The 16,124-nt window shown below is 68.3% G+C and carries 15 protein-coding genes; 8 read left to right on the top strand and 7 right to left on the bottom strand.

The window, feature by feature from the left end; all coding sequences use genetic code 11:
- The 3 genes from NA4_RS06065 to NA4_RS06055 all read left to right on the top strand — a co-directional run.
- The coding region (locus tag NA4_RS06065) for a LysR substrate-binding domain-containing protein (protein ID WP_067465168.1) at nt 1–763 on the top strand (763 nt) is incomplete at its 5' end.
- The gene (gene lexA, locus NA4_RS06060) at nt 760–1,422 is read left to right on the top strand and encodes a transcriptional repressor LexA (RefSeq protein WP_067465165.1); all 663 of its coding nucleotides are present in this window, start codon (nt 760–762) and stop codon (nt 1,420–1,422) included. The genes NA4_RS06065 and lexA, both read left to right, overlap by 4 nt.
- Nucleotides 1,423–1,489: 67 nt before the next feature.
- Nucleotides 1,490–2,401 (top strand): NAD-dependent protein deacetylase, encoded by a 912-nt coding sequence (locus NA4_RS06055; RefSeq protein ID WP_084496849.1) that lies wholly within the window; start codon nt 1,490–1,492, stop codon nt 2,399–2,401.
- Between the two features lie 103 nt (nt 2,402–2,504).
- On the opposite strand, the gene NA4_RS06050 is transcribed toward NA4_RS06055, so the two are convergent.
- From NA4_RS06050 to NA4_RS06030, 5 genes are read right to left on the bottom strand one after another with little or no spacing between them, the layout of a single operon-like run.
- Complete coding sequence (locus tag NA4_RS06050) at nt 2,505–3,122, bottom strand: TetR/AcrR family transcriptional regulator (RefSeq protein WP_245671137.1); 618 nt, start codon at nt 3,120–3,122, stop codon at nt 2,505–2,507.
- 51 nt (nt 3,123–3,173) lie between these two features.
- A complete protein-coding gene (locus NA4_RS06045) occupies nt 3,174–4,691 on the bottom strand; it encodes a flavin-containing monooxygenase (protein ID WP_084496848.1) in 1,518 nt (505 codons plus the stop codon).
- Nucleotides 4,688–5,545, bottom strand: coding sequence for an SDR family NAD(P)-dependent oxidoreductase (locus NA4_RS06040; protein WP_067465159.1), 858 nt, complete (start codon nt 5,543–5,545; stop codon nt 4,688–4,690). The genes NA4_RS06045 and NA4_RS06040 overlap by 4 nt, the downstream gene beginning before the upstream one ends.
- The gene (locus NA4_RS06035; RefSeq protein ID WP_067465156.1) at nt 5,529–6,434 is read right to left on the bottom strand and encodes an alpha/beta fold hydrolase; all 906 of its coding nucleotides are present in this window, start codon (nt 6,432–6,434) and stop codon (nt 5,529–5,531) included. The genes NA4_RS06040 and NA4_RS06035 overlap by 17 nt, the downstream gene beginning before the upstream one ends.
- Nucleotides 6,431–7,777, bottom strand: coding sequence for a cytochrome P450 (locus NA4_RS06030; RefSeq protein WP_067465153.1), 1,347 nt, complete (start codon nt 7,775–7,777; stop codon nt 6,431–6,433). The genes NA4_RS06035 and NA4_RS06030 overlap by 4 nt, the downstream gene beginning before the upstream one ends.
- 293 nt (nt 7,778–8,070) lie before the next feature.
- On the opposite strand from NA4_RS06030, the gene NA4_RS06025 reads away from it, so the two are divergent.
- The 4 genes from NA4_RS06025 to purN all read left to right on the top strand — a co-directional run bounded on the left by NA4_RS06025 (nt 8,071) and on the right by purN (nt 13,706).
- Nucleotides 8,071–9,363 carry a type 2 periplasmic-binding domain-containing protein gene (locus NA4_RS06025; RefSeq protein ID WP_067465150.1) on the top strand — a complete coding sequence of 431 codons (1,293 nt, stop codon included), beginning with the start codon at nt 8,071–8,073 and terminating at the stop codon, nt 9,361–9,363.
- Nucleotides 9,360–11,243: an ABC transporter permease family protein gene (locus tag NA4_RS06020; RefSeq protein WP_067465147.1), complete on the top strand. Its 1,884-nt coding sequence runs from the start codon at nt 9,360–9,362 to the stop codon at nt 11,241–11,243. Before NA4_RS06025 ends, NA4_RS06020 begins: the two co-directional genes overlap by 4 nt.
- Nucleotides 11,244–11,292: 49 nt before the next feature.
- Entirely contained in the window at nt 11,293–12,975 is a 1,683-nt protein-coding gene (locus tag NA4_RS06015; RefSeq protein ID WP_067465144.1) for a tetratricopeptide repeat protein, read from the top strand.
- Nucleotides 12,976–13,085: 110 nt separating this feature from the next.
- Nucleotides 13,086–13,706: a phosphoribosylglycinamide formyltransferase gene (gene purN, locus NA4_RS06010; RefSeq protein WP_067465171.1), complete on the top strand. Its 621-nt coding sequence runs from the start codon at nt 13,086–13,088 to the stop codon at nt 13,704–13,706.
- A 129-nt stretch (nt 13,707–13,835) separates the two neighbouring features.
- On the opposite strand, the gene ligD is transcribed toward purN, so the two are convergent.
- Nucleotides 13,836–14,783, bottom strand: coding sequence for a non-homologous end-joining DNA ligase (gene ligD, locus NA4_RS06005; RefSeq protein WP_067465141.1), 948 nt, complete (start codon nt 14,781–14,783; stop codon nt 13,836–13,838).
- 173 nt (nt 14,784–14,956) lie between these two features.
- Nucleotides 14,957–15,592: a PadR family transcriptional regulator gene (locus tag NA4_RS06000; RefSeq protein WP_084496847.1), complete on the bottom strand. Its 636-nt coding sequence runs from the start codon at nt 15,590–15,592 to the stop codon at nt 14,957–14,959.
- A 118-nt stretch (nt 15,593–15,710) separates the two neighbouring features.
- Here NA4_RS06000 and NA4_RS05995 point away from each other — a divergent pair.
- A partial coding sequence (locus NA4_RS05995) for a nuclear transport factor 2 family protein (RefSeq protein ID WP_067465138.1) occupies nt 15,711–16,124 on the top strand: 414 nt, incomplete at its 3' end.

Raw genomic sequence — 16,124 nt, 5'->3', positions numbered from 1 at the left:
CGCCGACGCCGCGGTGCGCGCGGTGCGGGCGGAGACCCGGCCGTTGCGGGTCGCGGTGCTCGGCAAACGCACGGCCGCGATGGAGCTGATGGAGTTCTATCTTGCTCGCCATCCGCACTCGGACACCGAGGTCGTGATCTCGAATGTGATCACGACCTCGCGGGAGGCGCTGCGTGGCGGGCATGTGGACGCAGCATTGGCCCGCGCTTACGGAGGTCCCGTTCGGCTGCCTGCCGACATTGCCGCCGCCCCCGCGTATCTGGAGCCGCTGTGCCTGCTCGTCAGCAAGGATCATCCGTTCGCGGGCCGCTCGACGATCGGGTTGCGCGAGATCGCCGGGCATCCGGTGTGGGTGCCGGGCGCGGCCGTGCCATCGGAGTGGGCGGACTTCTATCGAGACTTCAGTGCTTTCAGCGGGATTCCGATCGACACGACGGGCCGGTCGGCGAGTTTGGCGGAGATCGTCGAGCGCATCGCGGACTCGTCGTCGCTGATGACCTTCACCGGAGACGGCGGACTGACGCCATGGCATCCGAACGTGCGGCGGCTGATGATCATGGATCCCACTCCGGCGTATCCGCTGGCACTGCTGTGGGAGGCGGATAACCGGCATCCGGGATTGCCGCACTTGATCGAGCACGTGGCGGACAACTACAACCGGGATATCGCCGCCTCCTGCTGGGTTCCCGAACCCGATCGGGCGCTGTTCGCCGTGCCGGGCGGCGGAGATCGTCGGTCCGCCCCTCTACCATTCCCCGGGTGACCGGATACGACCAGCTCGACGCGTTCGAGCATCTCGACACCTCGACGTTGCCGCCGCGACAGCAGCGGATTCTCGCCACGATTCGAGATTGGGTGGTCCGGTACGGGTATCCGCCGAGCACACGGGAGATCGGCGACGCGGTGGGCCTGCGGTCTACGTCGTCGGTGTCCAAACACCTGAAAAGTCTGGAGGAGCGGGGTTTTCTGCGCCGGAGCCGGTCGGTGTCGCGTCCGATCGATGTGCGGATGTTCGTGCCGGGCCCGGTGCGGCGGGAGACGGCGGAGGATTCGGTGGCGGTTCCAGTGGTCGGTGATATCGCGGCGGGCGCGCCGATCCTGGCCGAGGAGCACACCGACGACGTGATGACGTTGCCGCGCGAGCTGGTGGGGCGCGGCACGGTGTTCGGGCTGCGGGTGCGCGGTGATTCGATGATCGACGCGGCGATCTGTGATGGCGACATCGTGGTGGTCCGCAAACAGCACGAGGCGCATTCCGGGGAGATCGTCGCGGCGATGATCGATGGGGAGGCGACGGTGAAGGTGTATCGGCGGCGCAGTGGGCATGTGTACTTGGAGCCGCGTAATCCGGCGTATGACGTGATCGACGGCGACGAGGCGGTCGTGCTCGGGAAGGTCGTTTCGGTGATGCGGCGAGTCTGACCTCGCCGAAAGGACGGCGCGAGGTGTGCAGGGGCCTGCGGGTGGTGGCCGCCGTACTCTGAACGGCATGTCGGATTTCGCGCGGGCAGATCGCGGCGCCGGGTTCGAGCGGCTGGTGGAGTTGCTCGACGGGCGCCGGGTGGTCGCGCTGACCGGTGCGGGGGTCTCGACTGACAGCGGGATACCCGACTATCGCGGTCCGTCGTCGCCGCCGCGCAACCCGATGACCTACCAGCAGTTCGTCGGTGATGCGGCGTTCCGGCAGCGGTACTGGGCGCGCAACCACGTCGGGTGGCGGCGTATGGACGGTTCGCGCCCCAATCCCGGGCATCGCGCCTTGGCGCGGTTGGAGCGGATGGGCGTGGTCATCGGGCTGATCACGCAGAATGTGGATCTGTTGCACACCAAGGCGGGTCATCGGCGGGTGATCGATCTGCACGGCACCTATGCGCGGGTGCGCTGCCTGGGCTGCGCGGCGTTGGTCTCCAGGATGGCGCTGGCCGACCGGCTCGAGGCGGCCAATCCGGGCTTCGCCGAGGCGGCGGTAACCAACGGGCTCGAGGTCGCGCCGGACGCCGACGCGGTGGTCACCGATACCGCGAGCTTCCGGATGGTGGACTGTGAACGCTGCGGCGGCCTGCTCAAACCGGACATCGTGTACTTCGGGGAGAACGTGCCGAAGGAACGGGTCGCCGCGGCCTACGAGCTCGTCGACGCGGCGGACGCGCTGCTGGTCGCCGGGTCGTCGCTGACGGTGATGTCCGGACTTCGCTTCGCCCGTCATGCGGTGAAGCACGGGCGTCCTGTTGTCATCGTCAATCGCGGCCGCACCCGGGGCGACGAGCTGGCCGCGCTGAAGCTCGAGGCGGGCTGCTCGGACGTCCTGTCCGCACTCGCCGAGCGTCTCGGCGAAGACGGCGTTCCGGCAACGGCTCAGCGCGATGCGCTCGCTCTGGCCGAACCGGCCGAACGCGTCTGACGACCCCTGGTCCGGACCAATTCGGACCGCTCGGCAATTCCCGGCCGATGGCTCGGCCGCCGGATCGTCGCGGAGCCGCCTTTCCGCCCCCGGCCAGGGGCGGCTAGACGTGGGGCCCGACGAGGGCGATCGCGGATTCGACCGCCACGTCGACGATGCCGCCGATGTCGTCTCCGTCCTCGACGGTTGTCGCGATGAGTTCTCGGAAGCCGCCGAAGAGGATCGTCGCCAGCTGCCGGGACGGTGGCCGCAGTCCGGCGGCCGCGAATTCGGGTGTGTCGGTGAGCTTCTGGATCAGTGCGATGAACGCCTCGGCGACCTCGCGCTGCAACTGCCGTGCGTCCACGCCGAGGGCGGGGACGACCCGGATCCAGCTGAGCGTGATCGAGGGGTCGTCCTGCGAGGTGCGGATCCATGCCTCGATGGCTTGGCGCACTTGTGTGCGCCACGGCACGTGCGGGTCGACGGCGGCATCGATCTGCTGGATCGTCTCCTTGTTCCGCTCGCTCAGCAGGGCGATGAAGCAGTCCTGTTTGCTGGTGAAATGCTCGTAGAAGGTGCGGCGGGAGGTGCGGGCGTGGCGGACCACGTCGGCGACGGTCGAGTCCGGATAACCACGTTCGCGCACCGCGACGGCCATGCCGTCGAGGAGTCGGCGGCGAAACCCCGATTCCGAGCCGGTTTCGGCGGTGCTGCGGGGTAGGGGCTCGGCACGTGTCACGAGAATCAGGTTAGTTACTCCTCTCGGCTGTGCGCGTGTCGCCTGCGGGTGTCACGCCGTGATCTGTTCGGAGCCGGGGCCAGCTCCGACGGTCCCGGTGAATTCGGCATCGTCGGGCTGTGCGCTTTGCCGGGTGAACCGGATCGTGCCGTCGTCGATGCGGCCGTACCGCAGGGCGATCACGTCGTGGGCGTAACTCATGCCCAACCGCCACGGAGCCCGGGAGCCCGCTTTGGGGAATCCGTCGATGGCCCGCAGCACGTACCCGGCCTGGAAATCCAGCAGCGGCGCCGGGGACACGTTCGGGTCCGGCGAGGGGGTGGTCTGGTGATAGCCGCCCGCGTCCATGTGCCGCAGCAGTCGGCAGACGAATTCGCTGACCAGATCGGCTTTCAGCGTCCAGGACGCGTTGGTGTAGCCGATGGTGAACGCGAAGTTGGGTACGCCGCTGAGCATCATTCCCTTGTAGGCCATGGTGTCCGGCAGGGCGACTTCCTGCCCGTCGACGGTGAGCCGCAGTCCGCCGAGGGCGAGTAGTTGCAGACCGGTGGCGGTGACCACGATGTCGGCGCCGAGTTCGCGCCCGGATTCCAGGCGCAGCCCGGTTGCGGTGAATCTGTCGATGCGGTCGGTGACCACGGAGGCGCGTCCGGCACGGATCGCGCGGAACAGATCGCCGTCCGGTACCAGGCACAGCCGCTGATCCCACGGTTGGTAGGTGGGTTTGAAGTGGGTGTCCACGTCGTAGCCGTCGGGCAGCTGTTTCACGGTGAGGCCGCGGATGAATTTCCGCATCTGCCGTGGCTTCCGCTGGCTCAACTGGTAGATCAGCGTGCTGACCAGCACGTTTTTCCAGCGGACCAGGGTGTAGGCCCGGCGCGGTCCGAGCAGTCGCCGCAGTTGGTTTGCCACCGTGTCTTCGGAGGGGACGGGCATGATGTAGGTCGGTGACCGTTGCAGCATCGTCACGTGCGCGGCGGTCTCGGCCATGGCCGGTACCAAGGTCACCGCGGTGGCGCCGCTGCCGATGACGACCACCCGTTTGCCGGCGTAATCGAGGTCGGCGGGCCAGTGCTGTGGATGCACCAGCCGCCCGCGGAAGTCGCCTGCTCCGGCGAATTCGGGTGTGTAGCCCTCGTCGTAGCGGTAGTAGCCGCTGCACATGAGCAGGAAGTCGCAGGTGAACACGTGGGTGGCGCCGTCGTGTTCGGCCCGCACCTTCCAGCGCGACTCGGTGGAGGACCAGGATGCCCCGATCACGCGGTGGCCGAACCGGATGCGCCGATCGATCCCTGCGTCGGCGGCGGTGTCGCGGATGTACCGCAGGATCGACGGCCCGTCGGCGATGGCCTTGGCTTGGGTCCAGGGGCGGAATCGGTAACCAAGGGTGTGCATGTCGGAGTCCGAGCGCACTCCTGGATAGCGGAACAGATCCCAGGTGCCGCCGATGGCGTCGCGTGCCTCGAGGATGGCGTAGCTGCGGTGGGGGAACGCCGCTTGGATATGGTGCGCGGCTCCGATGCCGGACAGTCCGGCGCCGACGATCAGGACATCGACGTGCTCGGTCATGACTGTGCTCCTGCCGTGTTCCGGGTACCCAGCAGGCGTTCGAGGAGTTCGACCACGCTGTAGTAGCGGGTGGGCGCCACCCGTGCCAGGATGTCGAAGAGGTAGGCGTCCGGTCCGACCAGGATTCGCGATTTGCCGTGTTCGACTCCGCGGCAGATGATTTCGGCCGCTTTGTCCGGGGTGGTCAAAGTCTTTGCCTCGAATTCGGCGGCCATCTGCTGGTGGGTGCGTCCGCGGCCTTCGGGGTCTTTGTGGACCCGGGCATTGCGCGCGATGTTGGTGCTGATGCCGCCGGGGTGCACGTTCACCGCGGACACGCCGGTGCGGCGCAGTTCCTGCCGGAGGGCGTCGGTGAATCCTCTGACCGCGAATTTCGCTGCGCAGTAGGCGCTTTGATTGGGCATGCCGAGTAGTCCGAACACGCTCGAGGTGTTGACGATGACACCGTGATCCTGCTCGACGAGGATGGGCAGGAAGGCGCGTGTACCGTTGACGACCCCGTCGAAATTGATCTGCCGCAGCCATTCGTCGTCCTCGGGGACCGCGTCGAGCACCGACGAGGAGACGGCGACACCGGCGTTGTTGAAGACCGCGGCCAGCGGCGCGGTCAGCCAGTCGCGGACCTCGTCGGCGAAGGCGCGCTGGTCGGCGGCGTCGCGCACGTCGAGGACGCGGGTGAGCACCGGGCCGGTCAGCGACGCTGCGGTCTCCTTCAGTCCGGTCTCGTCTATGTCGGCGATCGCCACCGGTGAGTCCTTGCTCGATAACAATTGGGCGAGACTGCGGCCGATCCCGGAGGCCGCGCCGGTGATCATGACCGGATGGCCGGATAGCGGCCTAGGGGTGCGGGGCATCGATGCTCCTGGGTTCTGCGGTGCGGATGTGGTCGTGGATGAGGTCGGCGAGCGTCGGCCACACGGCGGCGGGCAGGTCGTGGCCCATTCCGCGGAGGGTGTGCAGGCGGGCGCCTGGAATGGCCTGGGCGGTCGCGGCCGCGCCGGTCGGGGCGACCATCAGGTCGCGATCACCGTGCAGGACGAGCGTCGGCGCGGTGACGGCCCGCAGTTCGCTGGTCCGGTCGCCGGACTTCAGGATCGCGGCGAGCTGACGGCCGACGGCCGCGGCGGGCGCCGGGTCGCGATCCCAGGTGATGGCCGCCGCCGTGCGCACCGCGGACTCGTCGAACGGGTATCCGGCCGAGGAGATGTGCCGGTACATGCGCACGGCCTGATCGATGTGCTCGGCGCGGTCGCGTGCCGGCCGGCTGAACATCAATCGCCAGGTCGACCACGCGGGACGTCCTATCCTGGCGGCGCCGGTGGTGGACATGATGGAGGTCAGCGAGTCGACCCGGGCGGGGTGGCGGACGGCGACGGTCTGGGCGATCATCCCGCCCATCGATATGCCGACCAGGTGTGCGGACGGCAGCTCGAGCGCGTCGAGCAGGCCCACGGTGTCGGCGGCGAGATCGGCGAGTACGTACTGGTCGCGATGCCAGCGGCGGCGGAGGAAATCGACCGGGCCCGGCGGTGGGAAACCGGCGTGTGTCGAGCGTCCCGCATCGCGGTTGTCGAATCGAATGACGCGGTAGCCGTGCGCCGCCAACAGCTCGCACAGTCCGTCGGGCCAGTCGTGGAATTGCTGGCCCAGTCCGGCGAGCAGCACGAGAGGTGTGCCGCCGGTACCCAGTTGCTCGTAGGCGAGGGTGACTCCGCCGCCGACTTCGGCGAACCGCTCGGTCATGCAGTCACCTCGGCGGCGTGATCGCGGTCGGGCACGGCGGGGCGCGGGGAGCGGCGGTACACCACGGCCCGGCCCTTCTTGGCCGGGACCAGCGCGACGCCGCGGAAGTGCACTCGCTCGTCTCGGGCGTCGGTTGGTTCCAGCGTGAAATCGCGCAGCAGGGTGCGCAGGACGACGTTCATCTCCATCGTGGCGAATGCGGCGCCGATGCAGCGGCGATGACCGCCGCCGAACGGAATCCAGCTGAACGTGCCCGGCCGGGCACCGACGAAGCGGTCGGGGTCGAAGCGGCGCGCGTTCGGGAACAGGTCTTCGTTGTCGTGCATGAGCCGGATGCTGACCAGCACGTTCTGGCCCTTCGGCAGGGTCCAGCGGCCCAGCTGCATCGTGTCCGCCCGGATGGTGCGCCCCGTCAGGTCGATCACCGGCCGCACGCGCTGCACCTCCCACAGTGTCGCCTCGCGCAGTTGCGAACCGCCGTCGTCGGCTTCGGCGACCAGGCGGTGCAGGATGTCCGGATGCCTGCGCAGTCGTTCGATCGTCCAGGCCAAGGTCGTCGCCGTGGTCTCGTGACCGGCGGTGAGCAGGGTGAGCAGCTCGTCGGCGATCTCGCCGCGACTCATGGCGGTGCCGTCGTCGTAGCGGGATTGCAGCATCATCGCCAGTATGTCGTCACGGTCGGCGATGCGGTCGTCGGCGGCGGCGCGGTCGATGAGCCTCCCGACGATCTCGTCATAGCGGCGGCGGTAGGCCTCGAACCGGGCCCAGGGACCGAAGCGGCCCAGCATTCCCTTCGGCACCGGAATCGCGGCGAGCCCCGACCCGATGAGAACCAGTTTGGGCAGCAGCTTGCGCAACTGCTCGAACTCGGCGCCTTCGGCGCCGAAGACCGCGCGCAGGATCACGTTCAGCGTGATCCGCATCATCGAGTCCATCGTGGCGAACTCGCGGCCCGAGGGCCAGGACGCCATCTCGCGGACCGCTTCCTCTTCGATCAGCGCCTCGTACACGGAGAGTCTGCGACCGTGGAAGGGTGGGGTGAGCAACTTGCGCCGCTTGCGGTGCTCGGCGCCGGTGAGCGCGAAAAGTGAACCCTGGCCGAGGAATTCGCCGAGATTGGTGGCGATGTTGTCCGCGACGTCGGTGCCGGCGGTGTACAGCGCCTTGATCTCGGCGGGCTCGGCCAGCACGACCACCCGCCCGAATCGTGGCGTGTGGATGGTGAACGCCGATCCGTAGCGCTGCTGCAGGCGCCGCCACGTTCGGGTGCGCCCGGTGAGTAGCTCCAGGTTCTGCACGATCGGTGGCGTGGATGGGCCCTCGGGCAGTTTCACAGCGGGCATGCGCCCACCTCCCTCGCGTGGTACTCCGATGTACCGGACTCACGGTACGCTCACGTACCGAGTGTGGCAAGCGTCACTCGGCACCGTCGCCGCATTCGCCACGATCGGCCCGGGAATCGGGCTCGCCGAGGCTGCACTCAGCAGGAATCACAACGAAGTGGCGGTCACCGGCCGATTGGGACGCTCGACAAACCAGTGCTTTGCCGCGAAACGAAGATCGCGAACTCGCTCACCGCGGCACCGCCTCTGGCGCATAATCGAGTTCGATTGCCACGCAATGACATCGGGGGTCGATGGGGACGCGCAGAGCGGTGCTGCAAGCGGGACTGGTCATCCCGCTTGCCGCCGCGTGCGCGCCGGATCTGCTGTTGGGCAGCGCGGAGGCGGTGCGGGTCGGGGTGTCCTGGAGCGGCGCGGAACTGGCGGCCTTCCATGCCGTGGTGGATGAACTGCACCTCGGCTTCGACATCGAGGTGATTCCACTCGGAGACAACACCGACACCGCGTTCACCGCCGGTGGCCGGTCCGCGCCGGATGTTGTGATGCTGCCGCAGGCGGGGCGGGTGCTCGAGCTCGCCGAAAAACGCGAACTGCGGCCGATCGCCGAGACGGTGTGGACCGACGAGCTCGGGACGAGGTACGCCGAGCACTGGCAACGCTTACTGCGCCACGACGGCAGGCCTTTCGGCGTGCCGTTCAAGGCCGCCGACAAATCGCTGGTGTGGTTCGACCGGCAGCAGTTCGCCGCCTACCATCTCGGCGATCCGGCCGAATGGACCCTCTCGGATTGGGTGAATCGGATGGAGGTGCTGGCGCAGTCACCGATTCGCCTGCTCGCGCTGGCCGCCGCCGACGGATGGGTGCTGACCGATTTCTTCGAGAACGTGCTGCTGGCCGAATCCCCCAGGATCTATGGCAGATTGGCGTCGGTATCGGGTCGGGACTGGAACAATCCCGCGGTGCGGGCGGCGTTCGAGCACCTAGGGGTGCTGTGGGGACACCGCCATGCCTTTCCCGGCGGTATCGGAGTCGCGTTGACCAGACAGTTCCCCGACGCCATCCGGGACGTGTTCCAGCATCGCCGCGCCGCGGCGGTCGTCGCTCCGGATTTCGCGGAGCCCATCGTGCGCAGCGGCGTACGCGCGTCCGGCCGCAAGGTCGAGGACGTGGTCGGAGTCGTGCCGTTCCCGCCGGTGACGGATGTGCCGGGGCGGCCGAAGATCGTCGGCGGTGACGTGATGGTGGTGACGCGGGAGGCGAGCGGACGCGCGGACGAGTTGGTCGAGAAACTGGCCGGTGCGCGTGCGCCGCTGCCGTGGATCGACCGCTACGGCGGGTTCCTCGCGCCGAATCTACGCACCGTGGCCGACTATTCGCCGCTGCTCGCGCCCTCGGCCCGCGAGCTGAACGCGCGCAGCGCTTTCGATTTGTCCGATCGGATCGGGGCGGTCGGGGGGCGGGAAGGATTGTGGCGGGTGCTGACGGAGTTCCTGATCTCCGTCGGAGACGGCGCGCACACCCGGGTGGCGGAGTCCATCGATCGCGCGATCGCCGCCCTGGACACCGTCGAGCGGCGGCGCCGATGACGTTGCCGGCCTTCGAGATCAACGGGTTGCGCCTCGAGCTGGCCACGCGCCGCATGCGCGGACCGCTGGTCCCGGGCGGCAGGCCGCGGCGCTGGATCGGCTGGGCGGCGGGGCTGCCGGTGACCGTGCTGACGGTGGCGCTGCTGGTCGTTCCGACCGGATGGACGGTGTTCCTCGCCACGCGAGCGCGTCCACTCGATGTGCTCGCCTGCGCGCTGGTCGCCGTGAGTGCGCTGCTGCCTTTTCTGCTCCGCCGCCGGGTGCACCGTCGCCGTCTGTTCCGTGGTCTGCTTGTTCTGCTCCACCGCCGGGTGCCTGTGCTGCTGCGCCGTCAGCTGGCCAGGTGGAAGCGAATCCTCTTGTGGCTTTTTTCGATCACTGGGACGGTCGGCGGGGTGTGGCTACTGGGTGGCACGATGACCACCGAGGGGCGGGACGCTTACCTGCGCACCTTGCTGTGGGTGGCATTCGGGGTCGTGCTGTTGGGTGTGGCGCTGGCGATCGCCTGGTGGGGGCGGTCGGTGCGGTGGTTGTGGTTGCCGCTGATCGTGCCGTTCGGGATCTCGGCGTTCGTGTCGGGAGTGGCGTTCCGCCTGATCTTCGGCCACGGGGCGCGATGGTTGGGGATCGAGGATGTCGGTGCCTACCGGTGGTGGCTTGCCGCGATGCTGGCGTCGGCGTTCCTGTGGACCTGGCTGGGATTTCTCACCGGACTGTTCCGGGCGAGAATTCATGCGATCGAAGCCGATCCGGCGCGCCGGGGTTTTCTGTATGGTGGCGACGACAGGCCGTCGGTGGTGCGACTGTACGCATTGCTGCGGCCGGTCGTGCTGATCGCCGGCCTCGGGGTCGGAGTCGCGGCGGCGCGAGTGTTCGACGTTGTGCTGATCGGGGTACCGGGGGCACTGGAGTATCAGGTGGACAGCGCGACTGTGCACTGGTGGCGGCTGGCCGCCGACGGCGATTCCGGCGACGCGGCGGCCTACGCGCTGCCGCTGGCGGTGCTCGTGGGCTCGGTCGCATGGCTGCTGCAGATCGATGTACGCAGACAACGGACGAATTGGCCCGCGATACGAGATGTTTCGACCATCGGACGGCCGCGCATGGGTCCGGTACGGGCGGTCGGCATCGCGCTCGTCTCGGTGCTGGCGCTGTTCCCGATCGGCGTACTCGCCTATACCGGCGTGCACGGGCACGACGGATTCGGATTATCCGCGTTCGGCCTGGTATGGGACGACGACGGACTGTGGCGCGCACTGCAGACCACCGCATGGGTGGCGGGAATCGTCACGGTTGTCGTGGTGACCGCCGCGGTGCCGGTCGCCTATCGGCTGGCCGCGCTGCGTCCGCACGGGCCCGCGGCGCGGCTGGCCGTGGTGGGTCTGGTGGTGCTCGCGGTGATCCCGGCGCAGACCTATCTCGGGCCGCTCGACGGTTTCATCGACGCCAACGAACTCTCCGGTACGCGGATCCCGTTGATCCTGGTGCACGCCGCCGCGGGATTGCCGATCGCGATCCTGGTCCTGCGCGGCGCCTTGCTCGCGCCGCCGGACAGCGCCGCCGCCGATGCCCTGCATGGTCTGGCCAGTCCCGGCACCATCGCACGGCGGGTGCTGGCCTCGTCGGGACCCGCGCTGGGGGCGGTGGCGGTGCTGGAATTCGTTCAGGTGTGGAACGACTTCTTCATCGGACTCGTGGTGAGCGGAGCGGGTGCGAGCCCGTGGTCGCTGCTGCTGTGGGGGGAGGCGCGCCAGTTCAGCGAGAACGCCGCGCAACTGGCCGCGGGATCGCTGGTGTCGGCGGTGCTGCCGGTGGCGCTGGTGCTGGCGACCTGGCGGCGCTGGCTGGTGCCTGGACTGACCGGGGGAGTGCTGCGGTGAGCCAGGGGCAGTCGCTGGGGTCATCCGGCAGGGCGAGGCAGGCAGCCCGGTGAGCGCCGACACCGAACGCACCGACCTGGAGGAACCGATCGGGACGCCGAGATCGTCGCTCTGGCAAGGGTTTCTGGGTACCGCGTCGGTGGTGGCCTACACCGTGCTGTTCGAGCTGGTACGCACCCTCGTGGTCAACTCCTTCGGCGAGAACGCCCTCGTCCAGTTCCTCAACGGGACGCTGCGCTGGCTGTCGGTGCTGGTCATCGCGACAGCGACGACCTATGCGCTGTACCGGTTCGCCGCCGGGTACCGCCTGAGGGTGCGCACCGCCCGCGAGATGGACCTGATCGCGGGTCTGGTCGAGCCGGGTCCCGCGCTGGCCGATTGCGCACCGCGCCGGTATCCGCGGCCACCGCGGCGGGTCTGCGCACTGAACGATGACCCCGTCGCCACGGTGTTACGAGACCTGCCCGTGCGTGAGTTCGAGAGCGTCGCGCTGCTTGCGGTGCTCAACGCCATTCGCGACACCGAGGGCAGGCTGCCGCTGGCCCGCGAGCCCTCGGCGCCCACCGCGGCGATGCAGCTGGCGGACCTGCGCCGCCGCGGAATCCTGGCGGAGCATGGAGCGCAGCGGTTCCGGGTGCGGCAGGTGCCCATTCGGCCGGACCGAGCGACGGTGACGGCCAAGCCGGAGTGGGGTGCCGCGGTGACCGCCTTGCTGCACCACTACGCCGACCGAGCCGAGCGGTGGGCGATCGCGCTGGAATCGCGGCGCTTCGCCGGGGGAGCTCGCCGGTGGTTCGAAGCCGAGGAACCCTACCTGTGTGCACTGGTGGCGGTGTGCGCGAATTCCGGACTGCGCTTCCCCGCCGCCGCGCTCGCACACCTGGCTCGGCTCGGCGATGCGCTCGACGTATGGCACGCGCGAATCGGGTTGGAGGATGAACGCGGCGTGGCCGCCGCTCTGTCCTCGCTGCAGGGCCTCGACGAGCTGAACCATGATCTCGTCAGGCTGCGGGCGGGTCAGCTCACCCAACCGCCGCGACGCTACCGTCCCTGGCGGCTGTCGACGAGCCTGGCCGCCCGCTGGGAACATCGCAAGGCGCTGGAGGGGTTCGGTGCCGTCCCGCTGGATCTGGACAACGTGGCCGATCAGCTGGAAACTGCGTGGTGGCTGCTGCCCCGCGACGACATCGCCGGCGAGGTGTGCGCCTTGATCAACCTCGCCGTCGTGCACATCGCGCAGGGACGGCTCGACGCCGCCGGGGATCGTCTCGAACTGGCCGACTCCCTCACCCGCACCGGACGAGACCCCGACGGACGCGCCCAGACGCACGAGACCATGGGCGTGCTGTGGTGGGCCCGCGGCGAACCCCGCCGCGCCCTGCGCTGCTGGCAACGCGCCCTGACCGCCTTCCGTGCCCTCGACGACGACCCCGGCATCGGCCGCTGCCTGCAACACCTGGGCTCCGCGATCGTCGTCGCCCCCGGCCACGCCACCCTGCTGCTGCCCACCGACCCGCCCCTCACCCGCACCGAAGCCCTCCGCCAAGCCACCGGCTGGCTCGCCGAAGCCCGCCGCCGCCATCCCGCGGCTCGCCACGCCGAACACTATGCGCTGCAAGCATACTCAGCCCTGCGCGTCGGCCGCGGAACGCGCAACCCCAACCCACCCAGCCGCCGCACCCCATTGACCAGCATCGATCTGTGGCCCGCTCCACTGGAAGACCAAATCTAGATCCCACGGCAGCCACCTCGTCCGTAGTCGGCGTCGCGCAGGTGGCCGGGTGCGCTGCGGCGACGAACGACTGCGCATATCTCGCGGCCGTTGTGGAAGACTACGCAACCGTGCCGGAGCTTCGTGTCGCCGTGATTGCCTCCCACAACGGGTCGAATCTGCGTGCACTGCATCAGACGTCCCTGGTGCCGGATGCCGGATTTCGCATCGTGCTGGTCATCAGCAACAACAGCGGCTCCGGCGCGCTCGCCTACGCTCGCGACAAGGGGATTCCCGCTCGGCACGTGTCGGCATGCACCCACACCGACCCGGACGAAGCCATGCGCGCTGCACTCGTCGAGCATGCGGCCGACTGGGTCGTGACCGCTGGCTATCTGAAGAAGGTCGGACCGCGGACGAGGAAAGAATTCGCCGCCCGGATCATCAATATCCACCCCGCACTTCTGCCGCGGCACGGCGGACCCGGAATGTACGGCGACAACGTTCACCAAGCCGTTCTCGACGCCGGAGACCTGGTCAGCGGCGCCTCCGTTCACCGTGTGTCCGATGAATACGATTCGGGCGAGATCATTGCGCAAGTCGAGGTTCCCGTCCACGGCGGTGACACCACCGCGACGCTGGCCGCGCGAGTCCTCGAAGCCGAGCACTCTTTGCTCCCCGCTGTCATGCGGCAGATCGCGCGCGGATACCTCCTGCGGCCGGATTCCGATCCCGAGGAGGGACGTCGATAGTCGTTGCCGCGCAGACATCTTCATCCGACGAGTGACCTGCTCGATTGCGGTCGTCTGTCGCCCAACGCGAACGGAACACCGCCGAACTTCGCTGATGGATTGCCGATTTCGTGCGGGCGCGGGTTGCGTCTAATGCGACAGAGGTAGTTTCGTCTCGTGTGGGGATTTGTCGGGGCGTAGGCCGCGCCAGCTGGGATGGCGGAGACCCTCGGGGCTTGCTTCGCGGTATTCGATGTCGGCGACGAGGACAGGGTCTACCCAGTGGGCGGCCGCGGCGACAGCGCGGGGCGGTGGGATATCGAAGGGCGAGTCCGGTCGTGATAGTTCGGTGAGGCGGGCTTGCAGGGATCGGCGGTCGTGCATGGTCCATCCGGTGCCGACGTTGCCGATGTGGGCCAGCTGGTCCTGGTCGTTGTAGGCGCCCAGGACCAGCGAACCGAACGTCGCGGCGAACCGTCCTGCGCCGGGGAGCCAGCCCCCGACCACGGCCTCGGTCGTTCTGCGCAACGGTGTTTTGATCCAGAGCGGGGAGCGGCGGCCGGGGTAGTACGCCGAGTCGAGGCGCTTGGCGACGATTCCCTCCAAGCCGTGCTCGCGGGCGACGTCGAGCAGTGTGGCGGGATCGATACCCGTGTAGTACGGCGGGGTGCGGGCGAGGGGCCGATCGAGGGCGAGTTCATCCAGATGCGCACGGCGCTCGGTGTAGGGCAGGTTCATGATGGACTCGCCGTCGACGGCCAGCAAATCGAAGGCCAGATACTGTGCCGGGAACTGGCGCAGCAATTCCGGGCCCGGCGACACTACGTGCATCCGTCGTTGCAGACGAGTGAACGACGGAGCCCCCGTCGCGGGATCGGGAGCGACGATCTCCCCGTCGAGATACAGCTCAGCACGCTCGCCCAGATCCTCGAGCAGTGCTGTGAGCTCGGGGAACGAGCCGCTGAAATCCCGGTTGCTTCGACTGTAGAAGCGGCATTCCCCCGCCCTGCACCGAGTGATGGCCCGGATGCCGTCCCACTTCATCTCCAACGCCCACCGGCCGTGCTCGCGCGGTGGCCGTCCGGAGACGGCCAGCATCGGCGCCGGTACTGACAGCACACGTTCAGCATATATTCAGCAAATGTGTGATACGGAGGTGTGCAGCACGAGTGTGAACGCCCGGTCGGTGGTCTGGTGCCGGCGTGTTCGGCCTCCGGTTCGGCCGCGCGGTGGCTGTACGACCACGCCGGATACCACCTATCCGTGCAGATCTACGCAGAGGTGACCGGGTCCGGATCGGCTGATGCCCGAGACGATCGCGAGTCGTGTTCCCGGTGGTCCTGCTCGCTGTGTGCCGCGAGGCGCCGGTCGATGACGGAGAGGGCGAACGCGCCCCAGCGGATGTTCTCCTGTTCGAAGGAGATTCCGCGCAGCAGGGTGAGATACGGGCCGATTCGTTCGGCCTCGGCCAAGTATGCCTGTTCGCTGCGGCCGTCCAGCAGCCGCGACCGCAGGCGTTCGTAGCGGGCCAGTTTCGCCTTCGCCCACTCCATCCGCTCGGCGACTGTGGCGCGGACGGCGGGCGCGTCCTGCGCGTCCATGCCCTGCACTTTGACCATCATCTCGTCGCGGATGGCGGTGGGTTTGGCGGGCTCGGCGATGAATTCGTGCAGTGCTGCCCGCCCGGCGGGGGTGATGGCGTGCAGGCGCTTGTTGGGTCTGCGCTCCTGCTGGACGACCCGGGTCTGGATGAGCCCCTCGGTGGCCATGCGGTCGAGCTCCTTGTACAGCTGCTGCGGCGTGGCCATCCAGAAGTTGGCCACCGAGGCGTCGAAGCCCTTGGCCAGCTCGTATCCGGACGCCTCGCCTTCCAGGAGTGCGGCCAGTACCGCATTACGTAGCGCCATCCGCCCAGGCTATCACATGTCTATTCAAATTTTTGTCTTCTGCGCTCTGGACAGCAGTGCGTCAACGCAGCTAGTGTCCTAGCGAGCTAGACAACAAATTGAGTATGAGAGGTGGGGCATGCATCCCTTCCGCGAAGCCGTCGAAGCGCGCGACGAGGCCGCTATCGAGGCGCTGCTGGCCGATAACGTGGTCTTCACCAGCCCGGTGGCGTTCAAGCCGTACCCGGGCAAGGCGATCACCGCGGCCATCCTGCGCGCGGTGATCCGGGTGTTCGAGGACTTCCACTATGTGCGTGAGATCGCGGACGCGGGCGGTCGCGATCACGCTTTCGTCTTCGAGGCCACCGTCGACGGCAAGCAGGTCACCGGGTGTGATTTCCTGCACTTCGACGAGGACGGCAGGATCGATGACTTCATGGTCATGGTGCGCCCGCTCTCGGCCGCGCAGGCGCTGTCGGTCCGCATGGGCGAGCAGTTCGACCGCATCAAAGCCGAGGCCGCCGCGCAGCTCGAGCGTGAGGCGGCCGGAGAA

The organism is Nocardia amamiensis NBRC 102102, from assembly GCF_001612745.1.
In the GTDB taxonomy this organism is placed as follows: Bacteria; Actinomycetota; Actinomycetes; order Mycobacteriales; family Mycobacteriaceae; genus Nocardia; species Nocardia amamiensis.
Note: the sequence above shows the minus strand (reverse complement) of the source record. Positions and strands in the feature narration are given on the sequence as shown.

What these genes read in the sequence shown, in the direction of transcription:
- NA4_RS06055 (WP_084496849.1), top strand. Translation starts at nt 1,490, where the DNA reads ATGTCGGATTTCGCGCGGGCAGATCGCGGCGCCGGGTTCGAGCGGCTG.
- NA4_RS06045 (WP_084496848.1), bottom strand. Translation starts at nt 4,691, where the DNA reads ATGACCGAGCACGTCGATGTCCTGATCGTCGGCGCCGGACTGTCCGGC.
- NA4_RS06040 (WP_067465159.1), bottom strand. Translation starts at nt 5,545, where the DNA reads ATGCCCCGCACCCCTAGGCCGCTATCCGGCCATCCGGTCATGATCACC.
- NA4_RS06035 (WP_067465156.1), bottom strand. Translation starts at nt 6,434, where the DNA reads ATGACCGAGCGGTTCGCCGAAGTCGGCGGCGGAGTCACCCTCGCCTAC.
- NA4_RS06030 (WP_067465153.1), bottom strand. Translation starts at nt 7,777, where the DNA reads ATGCCCGCTGTGAAACTGCCCGAGGGCCCATCCACGCCACCGATCGTG.
- NA4_RS06025 (WP_067465150.1), top strand. Translation starts at nt 8,071, where the DNA reads ATGGGGACGCGCAGAGCGGTGCTGCAAGCGGGACTGGTCATCCCGCTT.
- NA4_RS06020 (WP_067465147.1), top strand. Translation starts at nt 9,360, where the DNA reads ATGACGTTGCCGGCCTTCGAGATCAACGGGTTGCGCCTCGAGCTGGCC.
- ligD (WP_067465141.1), bottom strand. Translation starts at nt 14,783, where the DNA reads ATGCTGGCCGTCTCCGGACGGCCACCGCGCGAGCACGGCCGGTGGGCG.
- NA4_RS06000 (WP_084496847.1), bottom strand. Translation starts at nt 15,592, where the DNA reads ATGGCGCTACGTAATGCGGTACTGGCCGCACTCCTGGAAGGCGAGGCG.